This is a genomic window from Arthrobacter sp. Y3222053 (assembly GCF_059092805.1).
Map to the genome: position 1 here is coordinate 302,369 of NZ_JBNHIA010000004.1, position 24,909 is coordinate 327,277.

22 protein-coding genes and 1 riboswitch are annotated in these 24,909 nt (G+C 70.0%); of the genes, 9 read left to right on the plus strand and 13 right to left on the minus strand.

All coding sequences use genetic code 11. From position 1 onward, the window contains the following. Window positions 1-165: 165 nt before the first annotated feature. Window positions 166-2,253, minus strand: coding sequence for a phenylacetic acid degradation bifunctional protein PaaZ (gene paaZ, locus AC5RUW_RS12740; RefSeq protein WP_494161028.1), 2,088 nt, complete (start codon window positions 2,251-2,253; stop codon window positions 166-168). A 255-nt stretch (window positions 2,254-2,508) separates the two neighbouring features. Here paaZ and AC5RUW_RS12745 point away from each other — a divergent pair, with 255 nt between their 5' ends. Together AC5RUW_RS12745 and AC5RUW_RS12750 are read left to right on the plus strand one after the other, a co-directional pair. Then, the gene (locus tag AC5RUW_RS12745; protein ID WP_494161029.1) at window positions 2,509-3,417 is read left to right on the plus strand and encodes an SGNH/GDSL hydrolase family protein; all 909 of its coding nucleotides are present in this window, start codon (window positions 2,509-2,511) and stop codon (window positions 3,415-3,417) included. Between the two features lie 119 nt (window positions 3,418-3,536). Then, window positions 3,537-3,664, plus strand: a riboswitch (SAM riboswitch). Between the two features lie 77 nt (window positions 3,665-3,741). Next, on the plus strand, window positions 3,742-4,128 hold the full coding sequence (locus AC5RUW_RS12750; RefSeq protein WP_494161030.1) for a hypothetical protein: 387 nt from the start codon (window positions 3,742-3,744) through the stop codon (window positions 4,126-4,128). A gap of 116 nt (window positions 4,129-4,244) precedes the next feature. On the opposite strand, the gene AC5RUW_RS12755 is transcribed toward AC5RUW_RS12750, so the two are convergent. Then, window positions 4,245-5,000, minus strand: coding sequence for a tyrosine-protein phosphatase (locus AC5RUW_RS12755; protein WP_494161031.1), 756 nt, complete (start codon window positions 4,998-5,000; stop codon window positions 4,245-4,247). Window positions 5,001-5,234: 234 nt separating this feature from the next. Here AC5RUW_RS12755 and AC5RUW_RS12760 point away from each other — a divergent pair, with 234 nt between their 5' ends. Next, entirely contained in the window at window positions 5,235-5,693 is a 459-nt protein-coding gene (locus tag AC5RUW_RS12760; RefSeq protein WP_494161032.1) for a GyrI-like domain-containing protein, read from the plus strand. A gap of 64 nt (window positions 5,694-5,757) precedes the next feature. Here AC5RUW_RS12760 and AC5RUW_RS12765 read toward each other — a convergent pair whose 3' ends face one another. The 4 genes from AC5RUW_RS12765 to AC5RUW_RS12780 all read right to left on the minus strand — a co-directional run bounded on the left by AC5RUW_RS12765 (window position 5,758) and on the right by AC5RUW_RS12780 (window position 9,578). Next, complete coding sequence (locus AC5RUW_RS12765) at window positions 5,758-6,552, minus strand: hypothetical protein (protein ID WP_494161033.1); 795 nt, start codon at window positions 6,550-6,552, stop codon at window positions 5,758-5,760. A 192-nt stretch (window positions 6,553-6,744) separates the two neighbouring features. Further along, entirely contained in the window at window positions 6,745-7,614 is an 870-nt protein-coding gene (locus AC5RUW_RS12770; RefSeq protein WP_494161034.1) for a 3-hydroxyacyl-CoA dehydrogenase family protein, read from the minus strand. Beyond that, complete coding sequence (locus tag AC5RUW_RS12775) at window positions 7,614-8,309, minus strand: enoyl-CoA hydratase/isomerase family protein (protein ID WP_494161070.1); 696 nt, start codon at window positions 8,307-8,309, stop codon at window positions 7,614-7,616. Before AC5RUW_RS12775 ends, AC5RUW_RS12770 begins: the two co-directional genes overlap by 1 nt. Before the next feature lie 57 nt (window positions 8,310-8,366). Further along, on the minus strand, window positions 8,367-9,578 hold the full coding sequence (locus AC5RUW_RS12780; RefSeq protein ID WP_494161035.1) for a thiolase family protein: 1,212 nt from the start codon (window positions 9,576-9,578) through the stop codon (window positions 8,367-8,369). Between the two features lie 206 nt (window positions 9,579-9,784). On the opposite strand from AC5RUW_RS12780, the gene AC5RUW_RS12785 reads away from it, so the two are divergent. From AC5RUW_RS12785 to AC5RUW_RS12800, 4 genes are all read left to right on the plus strand, one after another. Continuing rightward, window positions 9,785-10,612 carry an alpha/beta fold hydrolase gene (locus tag AC5RUW_RS12785; protein ID WP_494161036.1) on the plus strand — a complete coding sequence of 276 codons (828 nt, stop codon included), beginning with the start codon at window positions 9,785-9,787 and terminating at the stop codon, window positions 10,610-10,612. Continuing rightward, window positions 10,605-11,177: a TetR/AcrR family transcriptional regulator gene (locus AC5RUW_RS12790; protein ID WP_494161037.1), complete on the plus strand. Its 573-nt coding sequence runs from the start codon at window positions 10,605-10,607 to the stop codon at window positions 11,175-11,177. The genes AC5RUW_RS12785 and AC5RUW_RS12790 overlap by 8 nt, the downstream gene beginning before the upstream one ends. 262 nt (window positions 11,178-11,439) lie before the next feature. Continuing rightward, entirely contained in the window at window positions 11,440-11,997 is a 558-nt protein-coding gene (locus tag AC5RUW_RS12795) for a dihydrofolate reductase family protein (RefSeq protein ID WP_494161038.1), read from the plus strand. Between the two features lie 163 nt (window positions 11,998-12,160). Continuing rightward, window positions 12,161-12,589 carry a VOC family protein gene (locus AC5RUW_RS12800; protein WP_494161039.1) on the plus strand — a complete coding sequence of 143 codons (429 nt, stop codon included), beginning with the start codon at window positions 12,161-12,163 and terminating at the stop codon, window positions 12,587-12,589. Between the two features lie 61 nt (window positions 12,590-12,650). Here AC5RUW_RS12800 and AC5RUW_RS12805 read toward each other — a convergent pair whose 3' ends face one another. The 7 genes from AC5RUW_RS12805 to AC5RUW_RS12835 all read right to left on the minus strand — a co-directional run bounded on the left by AC5RUW_RS12805 (window position 12,651) and on the right by AC5RUW_RS12835 (window position 22,649). Next, the gene (locus tag AC5RUW_RS12805; protein WP_494161040.1) at window positions 12,651-13,394 is read right to left on the minus strand and encodes a CPBP family intramembrane glutamic endopeptidase; all 744 of its coding nucleotides are present in this window, start codon (window positions 13,392-13,394) and stop codon (window positions 12,651-12,653) included. Between the two features lie 73 nt (window positions 13,395-13,467). Further along, a complete protein-coding gene (locus tag AC5RUW_RS12810) occupies window positions 13,468-14,283 on the minus strand; it encodes a histidine phosphatase family protein (protein WP_494161041.1) in 816 nt (271 codons plus the stop codon). 8 nt (window positions 14,284-14,291) lie between these two features. Continuing rightward, window positions 14,292-15,533, minus strand: a complete 1,242-nt coding sequence (locus tag AC5RUW_RS12815; RefSeq protein WP_494161042.1) for a nitrate/nitrite transporter — start codon at window positions 15,531-15,533, stop codon at window positions 14,292-14,294. A 60-nt stretch (window positions 15,534-15,593) separates the two neighbouring features. Continuing rightward, entirely contained in the window at window positions 15,594-16,391 is a 798-nt protein-coding gene (gene narI, locus AC5RUW_RS12820) for a respiratory nitrate reductase subunit gamma (RefSeq protein ID WP_494161043.1), read from the minus strand. Beyond that, window positions 16,388-17,089, minus strand: a complete 702-nt coding sequence (gene narJ, locus AC5RUW_RS12825; protein WP_494161044.1) for a nitrate reductase molybdenum cofactor assembly chaperone — start codon at window positions 17,087-17,089, stop codon at window positions 16,388-16,390. Before narJ ends, narI begins: the two co-directional genes overlap by 4 nt. After that, a complete protein-coding gene (narH, locus tag AC5RUW_RS12830; protein WP_494161045.1) occupies window positions 17,086-18,882 on the minus strand; it encodes a nitrate reductase subunit beta in 1,797 nt (598 codons plus the stop codon). Before narH ends, narJ begins: the two co-directional genes overlap by 4 nt. Continuing rightward, on the minus strand, window positions 18,882-22,649 hold the full coding sequence (locus AC5RUW_RS12835; RefSeq protein ID WP_494161046.1) for a nitrate reductase subunit alpha: 3,768 nt from the start codon (window positions 22,647-22,649) through the stop codon (window positions 18,882-18,884). The genes narH and AC5RUW_RS12835 overlap by 1 nt, the downstream gene beginning before the upstream one ends. A gap of 118 nt (window positions 22,650-22,767) precedes the next feature. Between AC5RUW_RS12835 and AC5RUW_RS12840 the strand changes: the two genes are divergently transcribed. Then, window positions 22,768-23,721, plus strand: a complete 954-nt coding sequence (locus AC5RUW_RS12840) for a 1,4-dihydroxy-2-naphthoyl-CoA synthase (protein ID WP_494161047.1) — start codon at window positions 22,768-22,770, stop codon at window positions 23,719-23,721. A gap of 6 nt (window positions 23,722-23,727) precedes the next feature. Next, window positions 23,728-24,861 carry an AMP-binding protein gene (locus AC5RUW_RS12845; protein ID WP_494161048.1) on the plus strand — a complete coding sequence of 378 codons (1,134 nt, stop codon included), beginning with the start codon at window positions 23,728-23,730 and terminating at the stop codon, window positions 24,859-24,861. Window positions 24,862-24,909 lie beyond the last annotated feature (48 nt).

Consider the following 24,909-nt stretch of genomic DNA (forward strand, 5'->3'; position numbering starts at 1 on the left):
CCGCCCAGGAGCGGACACGGCGACGCAGCCGACGAGGGCAGCCGGCAGGAATGACCGGCACGAGCACTTCATGACTCGACCACTTAACGGCGAAGGCCGGCGGACCCCCCCACGGGTTCCGCCGGCCTTCGCCGTTACTGCAGCCGGTCAATCAGCTGAAGGGCGTCAGCCCCGCTGCTTCTCGACCAGGGTCAGGACGTCGTACGTGGCCACGATCTCGTCGTTCTGGTTCGTGAGCACCGCGTCCCAGGCGACCTCGCCGTACTCGTCGGTCTCCCGCGGGGTGATCTTCTTGGCGGTCAGCGTGACCCGGATGGAGTCGCCTGCCGCGACCGGGGTGATGAAGCGCAGGTTCTCCAGCCCGTAGTTGGCCAGCACCGGCCCCGGAGCCGGCTCCACGAACAGTCCGGCACCCCAGGAGAGCAGCAGGTAGCCGTGCGCCACGATGCCCGGGAAGAACGGGTTGGCCTCGGCGGCCTCCTGGTTGGTGTGCGCATAGAAGGTGTCCCCGGTGCTGTTGGCGAAGGCGGTGATGTCCTCCAGGGTGACTTCGCGCAGGTCCGAGCGCACGGCGTCGCCGATCTTCAGCGTCGCCAGGTCCTTGCGGAACGGGTGCACGTCGTCGAAGGTGCGGTCCGCACCGGTGTGCCAGACGCCGGTGACCGCAGTGAGCATATTGGGTGAGCCCTGCACAGCGGTGCGCTGCATGTGGTGCAGCACCGAGCGGATGCCGCCGAGCTCCTCGCCGCCGCCGGCGCGTCCGGGGCCGCCGTGCACCAGGTGCGGCACGGGCGAGCCGTGGCCGGTGGAGGTGCGGGCGTCCTCGCGGTTCAGCAGCAGCACGCGGCCGTGGTGGGCGGCGATGCCGGTGAGCAGCTCGCGGGCCGTGTCCGGATCGTTGGTGCAGACCGTGGCGGCCAGGGAGCCGGAGCCCATGGCGGCCAGGCGGACGGCGTCGGCGAGGTCGGTGTAGCCCACCACGGAGGCAACGGGGCCGAAGGCCTCCACGGTGTGCAGCTCCTCAGCCTCCCGGTTCTCCCAGGTGAGCAGCACGGGCGCCAGGAACGCGCCGTCGTCGGCCGGTCCGCGGGTGCCGTCGGCGCGGACGACGTCGGGCGCCTCCAGCGAGCCGTAGGCAATCTGCGCGCCGCCCGAGAGCAGCCGGTTCACGGACTCGCGGACGCCGTCGAGCTGCTCCACGGAGGCCAGCGCACCCATGGTGACGCCTTCACCGCGCGGGTCGCCGAGGACGATGCGCTGCTCGATCCGGGCGGCTGCGGCGGCGACGACGTCGTTCACGCGGTCCGTCGGCACGATGGCGCGGCGGATGGCGGTGCACTTCTGGCCCGCCTTGACGGTGATCTCGGTGACCAGGGACTTCACGAAGGCGTCGAATTCGGGGGTGCCGGGCATGGCGTCGGGCCCCAGGATCGCGGCGTTCAGGGAGTCGGTCTCGCAGGTGAAGCGGACTCCGCCCTCCACCACGTTGACGTGGGACTTCAGGCGGTTGGCGGTGGAGGCCGAACCGGTGAAGGAGACCATGTCCCGGTAGTCGAGGTGGTCGAGCAGGTCGCGGGCGGACCCGGAGATCAGCTGCAGCGAGCCGGCGGGCAGGATGCCGGATTCGGTGATCATCTTCACCGCTTCGGCCGCCAGGTATCCGGTGGGGGTAGCCGGCTTCACGATGGTGGGCACGCCGGCGATGAAGGCGGGCGCGAGCTTTTCCAGCATGCCCCAGACCGGGAAGTTGAAGGCGTTGATCTGCACCGTGACGCCGGGGATGCGGGTGTAGATGTGCTCGCCGATGAAGGAGCCGTCCTTGGACAGCTGCTCGATGGCGCCGTCGATGATCACCGTGGAGTTGGGCAGTTCCCGCCTGCCCTTGGAGCTGAAGGTGAACAGGACGCCGATGCCGCCGTCGATGTCCACCATGGAGTCGCCCTTGGTGGCGCCGGTGCGGGCGGAGATCTCGTACAGTTCGGCCTTGCGGGCGTTCAGGTACTGCGCCAGCTCCTTGAGCTTCAGGGCGCGCTGGTGGAAGGTCAGGGCGCCGAGTTCGCGCTGGCCCACCGTGCGGGCGTGCTCGACGGCGGCGGCCAGGTCCAGGCCTTCGGAGCTGACCAGGGCGAGGGTTTCGCCGGTGCTGGCGTCCCGGACTTCGGCGGGAGCGGAGACCTGGCTGCGCTCGGGGGTCCACCAGGCGTCCTGGACGAAACTGGGAACGATCTGCACGTCAACGGCTGTTGCGGTCATCTTTGACGGGCCCTTTCGGAACGGGACGGTTTCCGGCCTTCGGTGCGGCAGCGGAGGGCTGCACGGGACACAGATAACTGACCGGACGGTCGGTAATAAAGTCCAGCGTACCGCACCCCGGCGTGGCGCACACCACTGTGTTCGAGGGTTTCGCTTCGAGGGTTTCGCTGCCCGGCCGCGACGCACCGGCTGACAGCGCCCTGGCCCGGGCGCTAGCGTTGGTCCTCCCCGCACCCGCTGCCCCCGGAGGTTCCCATGGCACCCGGAATCCTGCACCGTCCCCGCCTGGCCGCCGCCGTCGTCCTTCTGGCCCTGCTGGCGGGGCCGGCTCCGGCCGGCGCCGCCCCGGAGCGCGGAGGGAGGGGCGACGACGGCGGGCACCACCCGCGCGGCCGGACCGTCGACTACGTGGCCCTCGGCGATTCCTATGCCTCCGGCTACGGCGGCAGCGACGACATCGGGGAATGCGGCCGAACCGCCTTCGGCTACCCCGCCCTGCTGGATGCGCTGCGCCGGGTGGATCTGCAGACCGACGCCACCTGCGCCGGAGCGACGGCGCTGACCACCGATCCCGCCCCGCCGGCCGGGCCCGTGGACCTGCCGCAGCAGATTGACACCGTGCTGGCCCAGGGACTGTTGCACAGCGGCACCGACCTGGTCTCCGTGACCATCGGCGGCAACGATGTCCGATTCGGGGACGTCGTTGCCGCGTGCGCTGGCCCCGGGCTTCCCGCCACCTGCGCCCAAGCGATTACCGGGGCCAAGGAGTACGCCCGGACCGTCCTTGCCCCGGACCTTGCCGCTTCGCTGCAGCGGATCCGGGACGCAGCCCCGCGGGCCGAACTCGTGGTTACCGGCTATCCCCACCTCTTCGAGGCCGCGGTTCCCGGTGCGCTGAGCGTGCCCGCCCAGGAGCTGTTCAACGCCGGCACCGATGAGCTGAACGCTGTTATCTCGGCGCAGCTGCCTGAGGACGCGGTGTTCGTGGACGTGGTGGACGAGTTTGCCGGGCACGGCATCGGCTCGCCGGACCCGTGGATCCGGTTCGAAGGCGGGCCTTTCGACCTGCATCCGAACGCCGCCGGCTACGATCAGGGCTACCTGCCGGCCATCCTCGCCGATGCGTCCTTCGACGACCGCCGCGGGCGGCCCGGCTGCCGCTGAGCCGACATCCCCGCAGATGCCGGGCGGCCGCCGGCGCAGGGCGGCCGGCCGACTGTGTGCCTGGGCCTGCGCCCAGGCCTCCTTTCCGCTGTCGGTGCCCTGCGCTACAGTAATTCCAGCTTCACGAGATGTGGCACCCGACGCGCCCGGCGCCGAGGGAAGGCTCCGACCTGCCACACACCAACCCCCTTGTTCGGCGGGTGGTTCGGATGACGAAGCGGCCTGCATTCGCCGCAGGCCGTCCGCCAGGGCGCCTCCAAGGCCCCGGTACGGCGGGGGCAGCGGCATCCGGCGCAGGCAAGGACAACCCGAAGGGGAACTTTCTTGGGCACCGATACCACGTCCCGCTGCCGCAGCTTCACTCCCGGCCACCGCGTCCACTGGATCCACCACCGCCGGATGGCTGAACTGGACTACTGGGTGGACGTCGAGATCCATGTGGATGCCGAACTGCAGCTCATCCATCTGATTCGCGAGGGACAGCAGCAGCTGTTCTGGTTCCACGACGTCCCGGCGCTGGCCGCGGCGCTGAAGATCGCCGTCGCCCCTCCGCAGTGGTGCCCGCGGTATTCCACGCTGATGGTTCCGGGCGGTTTCCTGGGACCCACCGGGAGCTCTTTTTTCTACTTGGCCCGGCTGGACCGGGTTCATCCCTGCCTGCGCCCGGGTTTCAGCCGATCCGCTGAGGACCAGGTGGCGTCGAGTGAGTGACCGGTCAGTGAGCGGCCGGTAGTTCGGACGCCGGCGGCGGTCAGCAGGGTTCGGCGGTCAGCTGTGTTCGGACGGCAGCGGCCCCCGAGTCCGCTGCCGCTGCCGGCCCGCCCGGATCAGTGTCCGTGGTGCGGGTTCGGATCGAGCATCCGGGCCCGCAGCAGGTCCGGCACGTCCGGCCGCACGCCGGCGCTGCGCAGGTACCCCTCGGCGTCGAATCCCTCCAGGGCTGCGAGCAGCGCCGCCCGTTCGGCCTCCGCGCGGTCGTGCAGCTCGGCCGGGGTCAGCGGCCGTTCCCGCGGCGTGCGCTGCCGGGCGTGGTGGGCGTTGATGCCGCACAGGCCCTGGACGTAGTCGGCGGCGATGGTCTCCGGGGCCGCGCCGGCCAGCTGCAGCAGCAGCATGGCGACCAGCCCGGTGCGGTCCCTGCCGGCGGAACAGTGGAAGACGACGCCGCCCTCGGGCGCATCAGCGATCGCCTCCATAACGGCTGTCAGGCGCTGCGGCCAGCGGCGCAGGTTCTCGCGGTAGAACCTGGGCGAATCCATGTAGGGGCCGGTGAGCGCGGTGAAGTCAGGGTCCTGCCAGTCCTGGATCGGCAGGGACAGCCGCCGGAAGCGGGCCTGGACGGCATCGGGCACGTCGGGGTCGCTGTCCCGGCGGCCCTGCTCCTGGACGTTCCGCAGGTCGATCACGGTGCGGACCCCGTCATCCCAGGCCTGGCGCCAGCCCTGTTCGGTCAGCCACTCCGCGCGCCCCATCCGGATCAGGCGGCCCGCCCGGACCCGGCGTCCGCCTGCCGCGGGCAGCCCGCCCAGGTCCCGGGCGTTGACGGCTCCGTCCCAGTGCCTGCTCCGGCTGTCGGCTTCCATGCGTCCAGCGTAGCCTCGGGCGGGCAGGGAGCCTCCGCGCGGTCTTCGGCACCGCCGGGTGATGTACTGTACCCCTCACACTGTGTCAGGCAGGAGGACTGAAGCTGCCGGCCATCGGAGCCTTCGCGCAGATCGGCCGGGTCACCCACCGCATGCTGCGGGACCGGGACGCGGCAGGTCTGCTTGTTCCCGCCCATAAACCGGCGGCTCCACCTGATCGAGAAGGAGAACCGGATGTCCCCGATTGAAATCATCGAAAAGCCACTCCCTGCCCTCCGACTGGCTGCCCGCACTGCCGTCGTATCGGAGCAGCCCGAGATCGCCGGCGTCGTCGGCCCGCTGTTCGACAGTGTGGCTGCCGATCTGGCCCGGGCCGGAGCATCGCTGGCGACTCCGGTGGCAGTGTACGAGGCAGGCGAGGCAGGGTTGCGCGTGACCGCCGGCTACGAGCACGCCGGGACTGCTCCCGACGGCGTCGAGACGGTGGGACTGCCCCGCGTCGCCACCGCGGTATGCGGCGTCCACCTCGGCTCCATGGAGCGTATCGGCGAAAGCTGGCAGGCGCTGCACACGCAGATCATCGCCAGGGGATTCGTTCCGTCCGGGCCCTGCCGGGAGCTCTACCTCCGCGCGGTCTCCGATGATCAAAGCGACTGGGTGGCTGAGCTGCAGCAGCCCGTCATCCGGCCCTGAAACGACAGTTTCCCGCGTTGGCCGGCCGGACGCCGACAAACGCGGGAAACTGTTGGTGGCCTTACTAGTTAAGGATCTGGTACCTGAATTCAGGCTGCACGCCGGAGATGCGAAGCTGACCGTCCTCGCTCTTCGTGAAATGGTAGATCAGCTTTCCTTCCACTTCCTCGTCGGTCTTTTTGCCGTTGACCTCAGCGACGTTGACGTAATCAATATTCAAGGCGACGGAAATGCCGTTCTCATCTCCGATGGGGCCGGCGTCGATTGCGGTCGTCTCGATGGCGCGGTCCTTGATATGGACCTCGCCCTCGCCGTAGACCAGGCCGTAGCCGTCGGATGTATCGCTCGCTTCCCGATGGGTGCCCTTGAACACGACGGCAAGATTCGGGTCATCGGAAATCAGGCTGTTGTAAATCTCCTGCTGCCAGACCGGGTCGAACTTGTCCATGTTCAGCTCCCACCAGTCGACCCTGGCTTGGCCGTCGCCCGGCGCGCCGTTGGCTGCGGTGTCAATCATGTCGACCGCCATTTCAACGGCGAGGCGCTGGGCTTCCTTGATGTCCGCCTCGCTCCAGACCGAGCTTGCCGCCTCGGTGATGACCGAGGGTTCGAAGGTGAAGGCAGGATCATCCGGCAGGATGGTTGTCTTGCGCCACTCTCCCCGCTCGTCGGAGGCCAGCTCCTTCAGGGTGGGCATGCCTTCGATGGTCGGCCCGTACTCCACCCCGTCCACAATCACTGTGGTCGGGGACGCTGCGGGGCTTTGGGCGTCGGCCTCGCTTTCACCTGAACAGCCGGAGACGAGAAGGAGGACGGCTGCGGCACCGGCAGCCAATCCGGGCTTAATGATCCTGGACATACGCGACATGCTGACCCCCATTGTCATAAGTATCCGCTTTCAGGCATTCCCGGCAGCGGCCTAAGGCGAGTAGTCAACCCGGGGTGAAGTTTGAAGTCAAATCCGCAGATAGGCATTCGCTGTCTCCGCGAATTCTCCGGATGCAGGCAGCCCGCCCCCGAAAACGGGGACGGGCTGCCTGCCGGTTGAGGATCAGCTCCAGTCGTAGAAACCCTTGCCGGACTTGCGGCCCAGTTCGCCGCGGGCCACCTTGTCGCGCAGGATCTGCGGAGGCTCGAACCGCGGGCCCAGCGTGGAGGCGAGGTACTCGGAGATCCCCAGGCGCACGTCCAGGCCCACAATGTCGGTGGTCTTGAGCGGCCCGGTGGGGTGCTTGTAGCCCAGCACCATTGCGTTGTCGATGTCCTCGGCGGACGCCACGCCCTCCTCGACCATCCGCATTGCCTCCAGGGCGATGGCGACGCCGAGCCGGGAGCTGGCGAAGCCGGGAGCATCGTTGACGACGACGGGAGTCTTGCCCAGGTCCTTGACCCAGGCCGGAGCCAGGGCGGCGAGTTCGTCGGAGGTCTGCCGTCCCAGCACGACCTCGATCAGGGTGGAAGCGGGCACCGGGTTGAAGAAGTGCAGCCCGCAGAACCGCTCGGGGCGGCCCAGCTTGTCTGCCAGGTCGGAGACGGACAGCGACGAGGTGTTCGACGCCAGCCACGCGGTCCCACCCAGCTGTTCCTCCACCCGGGTCAGGGCGGAGACCTTCAGGTCGAAGTCCTCCGGCACGGCTTCGACCACCAGGTCGCAGCCGGCGAAGGCGGCGTAGTCGGTGGAAACCGTCAGCCGGGCTTCGAGCTGTTCACGGGTCTCCGTGACGGTGCCTCGCTCCACGCTCTTGCCCACGGCTGAGGTAACCCGCTCCAGGGCACCGGCGGCGGCGTCGTCGTCGCGCTCCACCACCGTCACCGTGGCGCCGGAGACCAGGAAGGCGTGGGCGATGCCCGCGCCCATCCGTCCGCCGCCGAGGACGCCTACAGTTTTCGGAATGGTGCTCGGAATGCTGCTGGATGCCATTACTTCTTTTTCCTTTCCAGGAATGCCTGCATGCGGTCGAACTTCGCCGGGGATTCGAAGAGGATGCCCTGGGCGAGGGTGTCGATGACGGGGTGCGCCTCCGCCGGAGCGTGGAACACGGTCTTGGTGATGCGCACGGCCAGCGGGTCCTGCTTCCCGATCCGGTCCGCCAGGGCGTTCGCGGCGTCGAGCAGGGCGTCGGGTTCGTGGATTTCGGTGATCAGCCGGACGGCGAGGGCCTCCTCGGCATTCAGCACCCGGCCGGCGAGCAGGATTTCCTTGGCCAGCGGCTCGCCCACAAGCTCCTTCAGCCGCCAGGTGGCCCCGGCGGCGGCCATGATCCCGAGCCCGGTCTCCGGGTTGCCGATCTTCACCTTCGGCGTGCCGAGGCGGAAATCGGCGGCGAAGGCCAGCTCTGCTCCCCCGCCCAGGGCGTAGCCGTCGACGGCGGCGATCACCGGCATCGGCAGCTTGGCGATACGGTGGAAGATGGTCGAGTTGATGCCGCGCAGGGCATCTTCCCGGCGGCGCTCGCGCAGCTGGGCGATGTCGGCGCCGGAGGCGAAGATGCCCTGCGAACCGGTGAGGATCAGGACCTTGGGGTTTTCCTCCAGCTCGGCGCACAGGGCGTGCAGCTCATCGACCATGGCCTGGTCGATGGCGTTGCGCACCTCCGGCCGATCCAGGACGGCGATGACGCGGTCCTGCTGCTCGGTGACGCGAAGGGTCTTGCAGGCTGCGAAGTCCGCCACTTAGACCGCCTCGAGGAGCATGGCGGTGCCCTGGCCGACGCCCACGCACATGGCGGCAATTCCCTTGGACACGCCTTCGCGCTCCATCCGGCCCAGCAGGGTGATGGCGATCCGGGACCCGGAGGAGCCCAGCGGATGCCCGAGGGCGATCGCGCCGCCGTCGGTGTTCACGATCGAATCGTCCACGCCGAGGCGGCGGATGCAGGCCAGCGACTGGGTGGCGAAGGCTTCGTTGAGTTCGAAGGCGCCGACGGCGTCCAGCGGGGTGCCGGTGCGCTCGAGCAGCTTCTGCGTGGCCGGCACCGGGCCGATGCCCATGATTTCCGGGGCGACGCCGGCGGACACGCCGTCGACGATCCGGGCGCGGGGCTTCAGGCCCAGCTTCTCGATGGCGCGTTCCGAGGCGACGATGATGGCGGAGGCGCCGTCGTTCAGCGAGCTGGCGTTGCCGGCGGTGACGATGCCGCCGGGCTTCACCACCGGGCGCAGCTTGGCGAGCACCTCCATGGTGGTGCCTTCGCGCGGACCTTCGTCGGTGTCGACGACGGTGTCGCCCTTGCGGCCCTTGACCGTGACCGGCACGATTTCGTCCTTGAAATGCCCGGCGGCGATGGCGGCGAGTGCCTTCTCGTGGGAGGCGACGGCGAAGGCGTCGGCGTCCTCGCGGGAGATGTTGTCGACGGCGGCCAGCTCCTCGGCGGTTTCCGGCATGGAGTAGGTCATCTTGCCGTCACGGGCGAGGTCCCCCTTGCTGAAGCGCTCGTTGACGAAGCGCCAGCCAATGGCTGTGTCGAAGGTGTCGCCGGGCTTGGCGAAGGCCTTCGACGGCTTCTCCATGACCCAGGGCGCGCGGGACATGGACTCGACACCGCCGGCGATGACGACGTCGGCCGCGCCGGCCTTGATCATGTGCGAGGCCATGATGATCGCGGAGAGGCCGGAGGCGCAGAGCCGGTTGACCGTGATGCCGGGCACCGCGTCGGGGAAGCCGGCCAACAGGGCGGCCATGCGCGCCACGTTGCGGTTTTCCTCGCCGGCGCCGTTGGCGTTGCCGAGGATGACCTCGTCGACGACGGCGGGGTCCAGGCCTTCCCGGGCCGCGAGCTCGCTGAGCACCAGGCCGGCCAGGTCATCGGGACGGACCGAGGAGAGCCCGCCGCCGTAGCGGCCCACCGGGGTCCGCACGCCGCCCACCAAAAACGCTTCAGCCATGTCACTCCTTCGTGCGGGACGCCGGCGGATCCGGCTGCCCAGATGCTTCTCGGCCGGCTTCGGGCACAGGCCCGCCCTTATTTACCGACCATTCGTTCACTTTAGCGTCCCATTCCGACGGAGGAGGGTCAACCGCGTGACGGATCCCGAAGCTGCATACGACTCACCCCTTGCCAAGTTTGGCTAATAGCATTAGCTTCTGGGTTATGACTATTAGCCAAGTGCAGTCCGCCGGCGGAACGCTGGCTGTAGAGGTCCGTGGCGACGGGCCCCTGATTGTCGCCTCCCCCGGGATCGGCGAAGACCGCAGCGGGTTTGTCCTGCTGACGGATGAGCTGGTCCGCAGCGGCTTCCGCGTGGCCGCCGCTGACCTGCGCGGGCATGGTGAAAGCTCCAGCAGGTTTGACTCCTACGGGGACGAGGCGACGGCCCGGGACCTCATTGCCATCGTCGAACACCTGGGCGGCGGACCGGCCCTGCTCGTGGGCGCGTCCATGTCCGCCGCGGCTGCCGTGATTGCCGCAGGCCGCCGTCCGGACCTCGCCGCCGGTTTGGTGCTCATCGGACCGTTCCTGCGCAACGGAACCTCATCCGTGGGCCGGCTGATGCTGTCCGCGGCCCTGCGGAAACCCTGGGGACCGGCGGTCTGGCGGTACTACGCCTCGACCCTGTGGCCGGGCCTGCCGGATGCCAAGCGCCGGGCCGGGGAGCTGACCCGGCACCTCAGCTCGTCCGGGCGCTGGGCAGCGTTCCGGGCTACGGCCACCACGAACCACGACGTCGTCGCCCCCTGGCTGAACGGCCGGATCGAGGCGCCGGCCCTGGTGGTGATGGGCGAACAGGACCCGGACTGGAAGGATTCGGCCACCGAAGCGCAGTGGGCAGCAGCTCAGCTGCGCAACAGCAGCCTCCTGATGGTGCCGCGCAGCGGCCATGCACCCATGCTGGAGAACGCCGATGTGACGGGCCCGGCCGTCCGGGACTTTGCCCGGGCCGTCTTTGAGGGTACGGACGGCGGTACGCGCGGTGCCTAGGGCGGGAATCGGACCGGAGCGGATCACCCAGGCCGCCTCGGCCATCTGCGACCAGGACGGGGCGGCGGCGGTGACCGTGGCCCGGCTGGCCGCCGACCTGGGAGTGGCAGCCCCCAGCCTGTACAAGCACGTCGCCGGCCGCGACGAGGTCATGGCCCGCGTCGCGGCCGAGGCGACGCGGATGCTCGCTGACGCCTTGCTGGACGCCGTCGCCGGCCGGTCCGGCTTCGACGCGCTGGAACGGCTGGCCTGGGCCTATCGGCGCTTCAGCAGCGAACACCCCGGCCTGTACCGCCTGTCCCAGACCGCCGTGCCCGCCGGGGAAGGTGCACGTCAGGCCGAGGCCGGACGCGCAGTGGACGTCGTCGCGGCGGCGCTGGCGGGCTACGGCCTGCCCGAAAAGTCGATGATCGACGCCATCCGCCTCACCCGCTCCGCCCTGCACGGATTCGCGGACCTCGAATGCCAGGACGGTTTCGGGCTGCCGCACTCCAGGGATGACAGTTTCCAGGTGCTGGTCGCCGCCTTGGACACGGCGCTTCGGGGACTCGCCGCCGGCAGCTGAGGACGGCGGGTCCCGGGCCGGGCCAGACCATGCGGCTGCCGCGCCCGCCCAGCCGCCGGGATGGGCGGCACGGCCGCGCGGAGGCGGGCCTGAAGCCGATGAACTGCGGGGGCTCGTGTGCCGGCGGCAGCGCCCGGGCCTGGGCTGCCGGAAGGCCTTTCCCTCAGGCGCTGCCCGGTGCGACAGTAGGTGGCATCCGCAGCGGCCCGGCCGGCACCAACCCTGCCCCGGGCACGACCCGCGACAGCGTACGGAGGCCAGGATGGGACAGCTGATCGTCACGGAGTTCATTTCGCTGGACGGTGTCATCGACTCCCCCGGCGGCGGCCCGCATCCGCATGCCGGCTGGACCTTCCACGACGTCCCCTTTGACGAAGCCGCATATGAGATCAAGGACCGGGAGCAGCGCGAGGCGGCCGCCCTGCTGCTCGGCCGGGTGAGTTACGACGAGTTCGCGCCTGTCTGGCCCGCCATGGAGGAGTTCGCCGAGTACAACGCCATGCCCAAGTACGTGGTCTCCACGACCCTCTCCGACCCGGATTGGGAAAACACCACGGTCCTGGGCTCAGTGGACGAGGTGGCCCGGGTGAAGGACCACACGGACGGAAACCTGCTGCTGCACGGCAGCGCGACGCTGGCCAAGTCCCTTGCGGCGGCGGACCTGGTGGACCGCTACCACCTGCTGGTGTTTCCGGTGGTCCTGGGCCAGGGCCGCCGCCTCTTCGATGACACCACCGACACCCACGGAACGCTGCGGCTGGCCGAGCACGAGGCGTATGCAAACGGCATCGTGAAGTCCGTGTACGACGTCGTGCGCTGAGCACTGCGCGTCCGCTCCCCGTGCACTTCGCTCCGGCTGCCGTTTCGGGAAGCCGCTGCCGCTGCGGACCGGCAGCCGGTTCCCGGAGTGGCAGCGACAGCAGCGGACAGCACTTGTCCGCAAGAAGCGCCTCGTGCTCCCGCCGTCGGCCTAGTCTCCAGGCATGAGCTACGACATCCAGATCTGCATCGACTGCACCGATCCCCTCGCCCAGGCCGACTGGTGGGCCGAGACCCTTGGCTGGGAGGTGGAGCCCACGGACCAGCAGTTCCTGGACGGGCTGCTGGCCCGGGGCCTCATCACGGCGGACGACCTGGTTGACCACAACGGCGTGCGGGTTTTCCGGCAGGGCGCCGCGCTGCACGGGCCCAACGGTGACGGGCATCCGCGGATCCTGTTCCAGGCCGTGCCCGAACCGAAGACGGTCAAGGACCGGATCCACCTCGACATCCGGCTGGCCGGCGACGACAAGGACGCCGTCCGCGCCGCCTTGGAGGCCCGGGGCGCCACGTATCTGTGGACCGGCAGCGCGGGACCGCACGAGTGGCACACGATGGCCGACCCCGAAGGCAACGAGTTCTGCGTCGCGTAGGCCTGGGCCGGGGCCGCCCGCGCCGCCCCTGCTTTACTGCTGCGGGCACCCGGGGCCACGGCTACTGCTGCAGCAGCTCGGCCGGCACAGCGTAGGTCAGCAGGACGGCGAGCAGGTTCTTCGCCGCGTGCACGCCGTAGCTGAGCATGAAGTTCTTTCCTGCCCAGATATAGACGGCCACCAGGACCGCTCCCATCGCCAGGTAGGGGGCAAGCAGCGGCGCGGTGAGCTCCTGCTTGCCGACCACGTGGATGCCAGCGAAGAGCAGCACTGACAGGACGGCGCAGATCCAGATGTTGAGGTACCGGCTGAGCTTGCCGATAAGCAGATGCCGGTAGACGTACTCCTCCACGAACGGAGCCAGCACCACCACCATGGGAATCACCAGCAGCGGAGGCAGCCCTGTCACCAGGTCCTGGGCGGCCTGCTGGTTGACCGGAGTCTCCGCCGGCCCGGCCAGCACCACGGCGACCATGGAGACCAGCAGCATCAGGAGGACCCCGCCGGGTATCGCCGCCGCTGTCAGCACGGGACGGGCCGCGAGCAGGCGCAGCTCCGTGGTGATGGCACGGCGGGAGGCGAGCCAGGCCAGCACCGCAGCGGCCAGGTAGAAGGTCACGTTCACGGCGTAGGCGGCGAGCAGCGGATCCTGCGCCAGCTGCTCCGGCAGTGCGATGGGCAGGAAGCTGAACACGCCCACGAACAGCAGGTAGAAACCGGCGGCTACGGCGTCCCCGCGGTTGAACCGCCGCTCCGGTGAGACGGAAGGGGCGGTCTGCCGGGGAGGAACACGGTATTCGGCCATGCGCTCCAGCCTATCGAGCGACCTTGACTGTTCGCTGGACGGCCCGGCCCGCTGCCCGGCGACAGGGTCTGGGTCATCCCTCCCGATGGTCGGTGATCCATGCACCGCCGTGGGCGAGGTGGTCCACCCGGTTGTATCCGGCAACCTGCCAGGGGCCGCCGCCGGACGGCCGAACCAACCGGGTCACCGACCCGTTGCGTACGCCGGCCCGGGCGGCTATCTGCTCGATCTGCTCGGGCAGCAGGAACTCGCAGACGTAGCGCAGCAGCAGGATCACCGCGTCGTGGCAGAACACCGCCACCCGCCGCCCGTCCTCGGCGGCGTCCAGGTCGCCCATCAGCGAGCGCAGGCGCAGCGCGACGTCGGCCCAGGACTCCCCGCCCGGCGGCCGGTAGGCGAACCGGCCGAGCAGCCTGCGGCGCGCTGCCTCCTCCGGCCAGCGGGCGCGGATTCCGTCGTGGGTCAGCAGGTCCAGCACCCCCTGCTCCCGGTCCCGGAGCCGCTCATCCACGCGCAGCACACCGCTCTCGCCGCCGGGCGTCTTCGGCGGACCGGGTCCCCCGCCGCCGGCAGGCGCCCCCGGGCCGTCCGCTTCGCCGCCGGACGCCCGGCCGCTGATCAGCTCTCCGACCCCGGCCAGCTCGGCGGTCTGCCGCGCCCGAAGATAGGGCGAGCACCAGGCCGACTGCGGGCGCCGGTCAGCCGGCAGCCCGGCCAGCCACAGCCCCAGCGCCCGGGCCTGCCGCTCCCCGGCGTCGGTCAGCGGCACGTCCCAGTCCCGCAGGCCGCCGACGTCGGCCGCGGGCAGGCCGGCCCGGCGCGCTGCGGTGGCGGCTACGTTCGCCGTGCTCTCGCCGTGCCGGATCAGCAGGAGTTCGACAGCGCCCATCGAAACGCTCAGCCGGTGCCGGCCGCGGCGCGCTGGTCCACCCGTCCGCCGTTGCGGACGATGAACGTCAGGATGAACGCAAGCACCGCGAAGACTGCCAGCAGGCTCAGCCCGACGAAGTAGCTGCGGTTCTCCGCATCGTAGGTCGCGCCCATGACCAGCGGCGGGAAATAGCCGCCCAGCCCGCCGGCCGCGGCGATGATGCCGCCCACCGTGCCGACGTCGCGCGCCGGTGCGGCCCGCCCCACCCAGGCGAACACTCCCCCGGTGCCCAGTCCCAGGAACACGGCCATGGCCAGGAACGCCGTGCCGTAGACGCGTTCCTCCTCGGGCCGGAACGCCACCACCATGGCCAGCACGGCCGTGCCGGCGAAGGACGCCAGGGTCACGGCCCGCGGTCCGACCCGGTCGGCGATCGTTCCGCCGATCGGCCGGGCAATGACGGCGGCGACGGCGAAGCCCGCCGTCCGGGTGCCGGCGGCGGTGGCATCCCAGTCGTAGACGTTGCCCAGATAGGTCGGCAGGTAGTTGGAGAACGCCACGAAGGCACCGAACACCACGCCGTACAGGAAGCACAGCTGCCAGGTCACCTTCAGCGTGAAGGCATGCCGGATCTTCGGCCACGTCGGCTCGATGGGCCGGGACCAAGCCGGGGACTCGCGCAGCAGCAGCCAGCTGAGCACCGCCATCACCGCGACGACGGCGGCGATCACCAGGTGCGCCGGGAAGTAGCCGACGGCGGCCACCAGCCGCGGGGTGAAGAACGCGGAGACGGCGGTGCCCACCATGCCGGCGCCGAAGATGCCGGTGGCGAAGCCCTTGCGGCTGCGTTCGTACCAGGCGGAGCAGAACGGGATCCCGATGGCGAAGACCGTTCCGGCGATGCCCAGGAAGAACGCGACCACCACCGTGAACGCGAAGCTGCCGGTCCGGCCGGCGACGGCGGTCAGCAGCACCAGCGGCGCGGTGGCCCCGAGCACCAGGGTGAACATCAGCCGGCCGCCGTAACGGTCGGTCAGCGCGCCCACCGGAATCCGGGCCACCGAACCGACGAGGATCGGCATGGCCACCAGCACCGAGGCCTGCCCCGGAGACAGATCCATCTCCGCCACATACCGGCTGGAGAGGGGGCCGATGACGGTCCAGGCCCAGAACCCGACCGTCGAGGCGATCGTGGCCAGGACCAGGTTTCGGAGCTGGCCGTCCTTCAGGCTGGCTCCGCTCGCCGGCGCATCGGCTGCACTGGACATCTCATCTCCGATCCCTTGGACGGGCCGCCGCTGCCTGCGCCCGGACGACGGCGGCGGCGGTTACCTGCGGATGTTGCGGCGGTCCCGGTCAGGGGTGCCGACCGGAGCCCAGCCGCGGCGGACGGGAGCCGCTCCGACGCCCTGCGGATCGCGCGACCGGTAGACGATGTACGGGCGGAACAGGTACTGCAGGGGCGCCGTGAACGCATGCACCAGCCGGGTGAACGGCCAGATCGCGAACAGGGCCAGGCCCCACAGCACGTGCAGCTTGAACGAGAAGCTCGCCGCCGCCATGGCGGCGATGTCCGGCTGGAAGATCCAGATGGACCGGAACCAGGGCGAGACGGTGAGCCGGTAGTCGGTGACCGTCGGGTCGAAGACGTTCACCAGGGTGGTGGCCAGCCCGGCGAGCAGGGCGCCCACCAGCACCACGTACATGAACTTGTCGTTGCGGGTGGTGGCCATGAACACCGGCCCCGTGGTGCGCCGCCGATAGATGAGCAGGGCGACCCCCACCAGCGTCCCGAACCCGGCCACCGCGCCGATGCTCAGCGCCATGATGTGGTAGGCGTGCTCGCTGATGCCCGCCGCGTCGGTCCAGGACTCCGGAATGACCAGCCCGATGAAATGCCCGGCGATCACCGCCAGGATCCCGAAGTGGAACAGCGGCGAGGCGATGCGCAGGATCCGCGACTCGTACAGCTGGGAGGAGCGGGTGGTCCAGCCGAACTGGTCGTAGCGATAGCGCCAGATCGTTCCGCCGATCATGACGGCCAGCACCACGTACGGCAGCACGCCCCACAGCATCACGTCGTCCAGGCCCACGTTCACGTCGGTGGGTATATCCATCGGCTTCATGGTGACGGCTTCCTCTCGCTCATCGGCAGCAGCCGCACGTCGTACGGTTCCAGGCCCACCGTTTCAGCGGGCGGGCCGTATCCGGCCATCCGCATGACCGCGTCCCGGTCCGCAGGGGACGGTCCGGGCAGGGTCCGGCAGATCAGGGCGACGGCGCCGTGGTGGGGCAGCCCGTCGTCGTGCAGCGCCAGCCGCAGCAGTTCCAGCGACGGGCGGTAGCGCTGCAGCAGCCCGTAGCCGTCCTCCGGCGAGACCCTGGCCGCGAACTCCAGCACCATCGGCAGGTAGTCCGGCAGCTCGGCATCGTCGGTCACCGCCCCGTGCCGGCGGTACACCTCCTTGAAGCCCGAGAGTGCCTGCCCCCGGCGCCTGGTGTCGCCGTCGGTCCAGTAGGTCAGGTGCAGGCTGTGCTTCCGGGACAGGTCGAATTCCTGGACGTAGTCGCCCTGCACTTCGCGCAGCGGGCGGTCCGTCAGCCAGCCGCACAGCTCCTGCACCTGGTCCGCGGGAGCGTCCACTTCGGCCAGGGCCCGGAGCAGCAGCGGCAGGCGGGCCAGCAGCGCTTCGTCCGGATACTGCAGCAGCTGGGCGGCGGCGAGCCGGCAGACGGCGCTGCGCCGGGGGTTCGGGTCGGCGTACGGCCCGGCTTCCAGGGTGCCCCTGGCCGGCTTGCCCAACAGCTTCTCGAGCAGGCTCACTTCGCTTCTCCTGTCCCGCCGGGTGCGGACGGGTCCGGGCCGCGGCGCGGGCCCGTTTCGTTGTCCGCGGAGCCCGGATCTCCGCCCTTTCCGGGCTGCCCGGCGGCGTCCGTCATACCGGCGTTCCGGGACTCGCCGGCGTCGGGCCGCTGCGGAAACAGGCCGCGCGGGGCACCGCGGCCGTCCCAGTTCAGCAGGTTGATCCGACCCGTGCCGCGGTTGCCGGCCGGGTCGTCGCCGCGCTGCCGGGCTTCGAGGGCCGCGAAATTCTCGACGGCGATCGGCATGGGCCGTCCCGAGGCCTCGCCGAACACGCCGGTCTGGCCCATGCCGGGCCCACCCTCCACGTCCAGGGAGCAGCCGATCTCCTCGAGGTTGTGCGCGTCCTCCAGATGCGCGCTGGGAATGACGTAGCGCTCCTCGTACTTGGCCACCGCCATCAGCCGGTACATCTGGACGATCTGCCGGCCGCTCATGCCCACGGCGCGGGCAATCTCCTCGTCGGGGGCATCGCCCAGCGCGATGTTGCGCATGTAGGCCCGCATCGCCGCCAGTTTCCTCAGCACCCCGGTGACCAGGTCCGTGTCGCCGGCGGTGAACAACTCGGCCAGGTACTCCACCGGAATGCGCAGCGAGTCGATGGCGCCGAACAGGTTGCCGGCGTCCTCGCCGTCGTGCCCGGAGTCCTTCAGCACGTCCACGATCGGAGACAGCGGCGGCACGTACCAGACCATCGGCATGGTCCGGTATTCGGGGTGCAGCGGCAGCGCGACCCGCAGCTCCTTGGCCATCGCATAGACCGGCGAGCGCCGCGCGGCGTCGAGCCAGTCCTCCGGAATCCCCTCCGCCCGGGCCGCGCGGATCACCTCCGGGTCGTTCGGGTCCATCATCAGGTCCAGCTGCGCCTCGTACAGGTCCTGCGGATCCGGGACGGAGGCTGCCTCGGTGACCCGGTCGGCGTCGTACAGGAAGATGCCGATGTAGCGCAGCCGGCCCACGCAGGTCTCCGCGCAGACCGTGGGAATGCCGACCTCCACGCGGGGGAAGCAGAACGTGCACTTCTCGGCCTTGCCGGTGCGGTGGTTGAAGTACATCTTCTTGTAGGGGCAGCCGGTCACGCACTGCCGCCAGCCGCGGCAGCGGTCCTGGTCCACCAGCACGATCCCGTCCTCGGTGCGCTTGTAGATCGCCCCGGACGGGCAGGATGCCATGCAGGACGGGTTCAGGCAGTGCTCGCAGATGCGCGGCAGGTAAAACATGAAGGTCTGGTCGAACTCGAACTTCACCTTCTCCTCGGCGTCGCGGCGCATCTTCTCCACGACCGGATCGTGCGGGCCGATTTCAGGGGATCCCCCGAGGTCGTCGTCCCAGTTCGCGGACCACTCAATCTTGGTGTTCTCCCCGGTGATCAACGACCGTGGCCGGGCCACCGGGAAGTCGTCCCCGGCCGGGGCATTGATCAGGTTCTCGTAGTCGTAGGTCCACGGCTCGTAGTAGTCGCTCAGCTCGGGCTGGACGGGGCTGGCGAACAGGCCGAGCAGCTTCTGCCAGCGCCCGCCGGACTTGAGCTTCAGCCGCCCGGCCCGGTTCAGCTCCCATCCCCCGCGCCACTTCTGCTGGTCCTCATAGCGGCGCGGATAGCCCTGACCGGGGCGGGTTTCCACATTGTTGAACCACACGTATTCGGTGCCGGCCCGGTTGGTCCAGGCCTGTTTGCAGGTCACCGAACAGGTATGGCAGCCGATGCACTTGTCGAGCGCCATCACCATGGCGACCTGGGCGAGGATCCTCATCAGTACCGCACCTCCTGGGAGCGTTTGCGCACCACGGAGACGATGTCCCGCTGCACGCCGGTGGGACCGAGGTAGTTGAACGCCCAGGACAGTTGGGCGTAACCGCCGATCATGTGCGTGGGTTTGAGCAGGATACGGGTCACCGAGTTGTGGATGCCGCCGCGCCGCCCGGTGGCCTCGGACTTCGGGGTGTCGATGATGCGTTCCTGCGCGTGGTGGACGTAGATGATGCCCGCCGGCATCCGGCTGGAGACGATGGCCCGGCCCACCAGCACCCCGTTGGTGTTCACACACTCCACCCAGTCGTTGTCCGCCACCTCGATCAGCTTCGCGTCCTGCGGGCTCATCCACACCGCCGTCCCGCCGCGGGAGAGGGAGAGCATGAACAGGTTGTCCTGGTATTCGGAGTGGATGGCCCACTTGTTGTGCGGGGTCAGGTAGCGCACCGCCACGGACAGCTCGCCCCGCTGCCCCAGCTGGGGTTCGCCGAACAGCCGGTGCATGTCCAGCGGCGGCCGGTAGATGGGCAGCGTCTCGCCCATCTCCCGCATCCAGTCGTGATCGAGGAAGAAGTGCATCCGGCCGGTGAGGGTGTGGAACGGCTTGAGCCGCTCGATGTTGATGGTGAACGGCGCGTAGCGCCGCCCCCCGGTCTCCGAGCCGGACCATTCCGGGCTGGTCAGCACCGGAACCGGCTGCTCCTGCGTCGCGGCGTAGGTGATCCGCTTCTCCTCGGAGCCTTCGGCCAGGTCCACCAGCGGCATCCCTGTGCGCTGCTCCAGGTGCCGGAACCCCTGCACGGCCAGGGCGCCGTTGGTGGTGCCGGAGAACAGCAGGATGGCCTCGGCCATCTTCGGCGCGGTGTCCACCGCCGGCCGGCCGGCGGCCGGCCCGGAGTCGAACACCCCGTGCCGTTGCGCCAGCTGCACCACCTGCTCGCCGACGTCGTACGTCACGTTCTTCGTGACGAAGCCCAGCTGCTCGGCCAGCGGTCCGACGGCGACGAATTTGCTGCCGATGGCCGTGTAGTCCCGCTCGACCACCTTGAGGGCCGGCAGGTTTTCTCCGGGCACCGCCGGCAGGTCCGTGCCCTTCCAATCCGGTGCGTGGCCGCCCGGCTGGCGGATTTCGCCGGGAGTGTCATGGGTGAGCGGGGTGGCCACCAGGTCCTTCCGCACACCGAGGTGGGTCTGCGCCTGGCGGGAGAACTCCTCGGAGAGCAGCCGGAACAGCTCGTAGTCCGACTTCGCCTCCCACGGCGGGGGGATCGCCGGCGTGAAGGCGTGGATGTAGGGGTGCATGTCGGTGGTGTTGAGGTCGTTCTTCTCGTACCAGGTGGCGGCCGGGAACACGACGTCGGAGAGCAGTGTGGAGCTGGTCATCCGGAAATCGGCGGTCACCAGCAGGTCGAGCTTGCCCTGCGGCGCCTGCTCATGCCAGGCCACGTCCTGCGGCCGGGCATCGGCATGGTCGGCGCCCCGGACATTGTTGAGCGTGCCGAGCAGGTGCTTCTGGAAGTACTCCTCCCCCTTGGCGGAGGAGCCGAACAGGTTCGAACGCCACAGCAGCAGCGTCCGCGGCCAGTTCTCCGGCGCGTCCACGTCCTCGATGGCGAACCGCAGCGACCCGTCCTTCAGCCGGTCCGCCACCCAACGGCCCTCGTCCGGAGCCTCGCCGGCGGCGACGGCGGCCGCCGCGGCATCGGCAATATCCAGCGAATTGCGCTTGTCGAACTGCGGATAGAAGGGCATCCAGCCCATGCGCACCGACTTCGCCAGCAGATCCGCGGTGTGCATCCCGGCCAGGTGGCCGTCCGCCAGCGGCGAGTGCAGCGCATCCCCCGAATAGCCGTCGGAGCGCCACTGGTCGGTGTGCATGTACCAGAACCCGGTGCCGATCATGAAGCGCGGCGGCCGGGTCCAGTCGGTGGCGGCGGCCATCGCGGCCCAACCGGTGATCGGGCGGCACTTTTCCTGGCCCACATAGTGCGCCCAGCCGCCGCCGTTGCGGCCCTCGCAGCCGGTGAGCATGAGCAGGGCCAGGATCGCCCGGTAGGTGACGTCGCCGTGGTACCAGTGGCAGAGCCCGGCGCCGAGGATGATCATCGACCGCCCGCCGGAGTCCTCGGCGTTCCGCGCGAACTGCCTCGCGGTGCGGATCACCGCGTCCGCGCCCACCGAGGTGATCTCCTCCTGCCAGGCCGGGGTGTAGGGGGTGGCGGCGTCGTCGTACCCGGCGGCCCAGCTGCCGGGCAGCCCCTCCCGGCCTACCCCGTACTGGGCGAGCATCAGGTCGAAGACCGTGGTCACCTTCCGACCGGCGACGACGGCGACCGGCACGCCGCGCTGCAGCACCGAGCCGGTGCCGTCAGGGTCGGTGAAGGCCGGCAGCTGAAGCCCGCTGACCGTTCCGTCCCAGCCGGCCGTGTCCGCCGCGGAGAGGGAGGGGCGCACGCCGGCCAGGTCCAGGTTCCATTTCCCGGCGTCGGCCTCGTTGTACCGGTGGCCGATGGAACCGTTCGGCACCACGGGCGTACCGGCGTCGCGGTCCATCAGCACCGTCTTGAACGCCGCGTCGGCACCGGCGGCGCCGGGGCGGGGGCCACCGGCCCGGTGCGCGCCCCCGCCGCCGGCGTCGGTCCCCGACAGGTCGGCGGCGGTGAGGAACTTGCCGGGCACCACCGTGCCGTCGCCGCGCTCCTCCAGGGTGACCAGGAACGGCAGATCCGTGTACTGCAGCACGTAGTCCTCGAAGAACGGCACCCGCCGGTCCACAAAGTTCTCCTTGAGCATCACGTGCCCCATGGCCATGGCGAGCGCCGCGTCGGACCCGGCGGCGGCGGGCAGCCATTCATCGGCGAACTTGGTGTTGTCGGCGTAGTCGGGGCTGACCGAGACCACCTTGGTGCCCCGGTAGCGGGCCTCCACCATCCAGTGCGCGTCCGGGGTGCGGGTCACCGGAATGTTGGACCCCCACATCATCAGATAGGTCGCGTCCCACCAGTCCCCGGATTCGGGCACGTCGGTCTGGTCGCCGAAAACCTGCGGACTGGCCACCGGCAGGTCCGCGTACCAGTCGTAGAAGCTGTTCATTACCCCGCCGATGAGGTTGATGAACCGGGCCCCCGCGGCGTGGGAGACCATGGACATCGCGGGAATGGGGGAAAACCCGGTGCAGCGGTCCGGCCCGAAGGTCTTGACCGTGTAGACGTGGGCGGCCGCGGTCAGTTCCAGCGCCTCGGCCCAGCTCGAGCGCACCAGCCCGCCCTTCCCCCGGGCCTGCTGATAGCGTCGCCGCTTTTCCGGATCCGTGACGATCCGTTCCCACGCCAGCACCGGATCACCGCCGACGTCGCGCTTGGCCTCGCGGTACATCTCCGCCAGCACCCCGCGCAGGTAGGGATAGCGGACCCGGGTGGGCGAGTACGTGTACCAGGAGAAGGCCGCGCCGCGGGGGCAGCCGCGCGGCTCGTATTCGGCGCGGTCCGGGCCCACGGATGGATAGTCGGTCTCCTGCGCCTCCCAGGTGATGATCCCGTCCTTGACGTAGACCTTCCAGGAGCAGGAGCCGGTGCAGTTCACCCCGTGCGTGGAGCGGACGATCTTGTCGTGGCTCCACCGGTTGCGGTAGAAGTCGTCGGCCTGCCGGCCGCCTTCCCGGTAGACGGCGCGGCGGTCCGCGCTCTCGTCCCACCGGGTGAAGAACCGGCCAAAGCCAAGCAGGGCATCGGATGCGGGGCCGTCAATCCCCGCCGGGGAGCTGACCATTCTGTAACGCTAGCGACGCCGTTCCCGGGCCGGTAGGTTTCGCCGGTGTATTGGGCGGACCGGGCCGGCATCAGGAGGCCCGGAAAGCGGCCCGGAGGGCGGGGGATAGACTCGATGCGTGAGCATCGAACTTCCGGAAAAGGTATCGGACATCTTCGACCCGCGGCAGTGGCGTGTGGTCAGCGGGTTCGGGGACCTGCAGGACATGACCTACCACCGGCAGGTGGAGCGCGACGCCGACGGGCGCATCCTGCGCGACCTGCCGACCGTCCGCATCGCCTTCAACCGGCCCGAAGTGCGCAACGCCTTCCGCCCCGGCACCGTGGATGAGCTGTACCGGGCCATGGACCACGCGCGGATGACCCCCGACGTCGCGACCGTCCTGCTCACCGGCAACGGCCCCTCCCCCAAGGACGGCGGCCATTCCTTCTGCTCCGGCGGCGACCAGCGGATCCGCGGCCGCGACGGCTACCGGTACGCCGAGGGCGAGACGCAGGAGACGATCGACCCGGCCCGCGCCGGCCGGCTGCACATCCTTGAGGTGCAGCGGCTGATGCGCACCATGCCGAAGGTGGTCATCGCCGTCGTCAACGGCTGGGCCGCCGGCGGCGGGCACAGCCTGCACGTGGTCTCCGACCTGACCCTGGCAAGCCGCCAGCACGGAAAGTTCAAGCAGACCGACGCCACCGTGGGCAGCTTCGACGCCGGCTACGGCTCCGCCCTGCTGGCCCGGCAGATCGGGCAGAAGCGGGCCCGGGAGATCTTCTTCCTCGCCCGTGAGTACTCCGCCGAGGACATGGTGGCCATGGGCGCCGTCAACGAGGCCGTGGACCACGAGGACCTGGAAAAGGTCGCCCTTCAGTACGCTGCGGACATCGCCCGGCAGTCGCCGCAGGCCATCCGGATGCTGAAGTTCGCGTTCAACCTGCCCGACGACGGGATGGCCGGCCAGCAGGTGTTCGCCGGCGAAGCCACCCGGCTGGCCTACATGACCGACGAAGCGGTGGAGGGCCGGGACGCTTTCCTGGGTAAACGGGAGCCCGACTGGTCCGCCTTCCCCTACTACTTCTAGGCCCGAATGGAACTGCTTCCCGTCCACACGCACCCCGGCTTCGACGGCCGTCAGCTGCTGGCCCCGCTCGCCGCCGCGCTGGCAGGTGAAGGACCGGCCGTCGCCCCCCACACCGATCCAGGGCAGAGCTTCTCCGGCCAGCTGCCGAACGACGACATCGCCCTGGTGGTCAGCACCTCCGGCTCCACCGGGCTGCCGAAGCAGACCATGCTCAGCACCGACGCGCTCGCTGCGTCGTCGATGGCCACGGCGGTGGCGTTGGAGGCGGACGGGCAGTGGCTCTCGGCCCTGCCGGTCAGCTATATCGCCGGGGTCCAGGTCCTGGTGCGCTCCCTGTTCGCCGGCACCGATCCCGTGTTCATGGACCTGACGCAGCCGTTCACGGCGGAGGCCTTCACCGAAGCGGCAGCCGACATGACCGACCGGCACCGGTTCACCTCCCTGGTGCCCACCCAGCTGCACCGGCTGCTGCAGGATCCCTCGGAGGCGACGCTGCGGGTGCTGCGCCGCTTCGACGCCATCCTGCTCGGCGGCGCCCCGGCCGGGGCCCGGCTGCTGGACGCCGCCCGATCCCACGGCGTGCGGGTGGTGACCACCTACGGCATGAGCGAGACCTGCGGCGGCTGCGTGTACGACGGCGTTCCGCTGCCCGGCGTCGAGGTGATCCAGGACGAGGGCCGGTTGTGGGTCAGCGGCGACGTGCTGGCCGACGGCTACCTCGGCCAGCCCGAGCTGACGTCCCGCCGTTTCCCTTTCCACTCCGGCCGGCGTTGGTTCCGCACCGACGACACCGGCGTCGTGGCCGGCCGCAGCGTGCGCGTCACCGGCCGGGTGGACGATGTGGTGATGAGCGGCGGCGTGAAGATCTCCGCTCCCGCGGTGGCCGCGGCGATCGAGCAGCTGCCCGAAGTCCACCAGGCGGTGGTGCTGGGCATCGAGGACGCCGAGTGGGGCGAGGCCGTCGGCGCCGCCGTCGTCGGCGAGGTGGATCCACGGAAGGTCAGCGACGCGGTCCGCGCGGCGCTGGGACCGGCCTCCGTGCCCAAGGTGGTGCTCCTGCTCCAGGAGCTTCCGCTGCTGCCCAACGGCAAGACCGACCGGCTGGGCCTCCGCCGTCTGCTGGCCGCAGCCCGGCGTTGAGTCCGCGCACCGCTGCCGGCGACCGGCCGGCCGGGGCGGCTGCGCCGA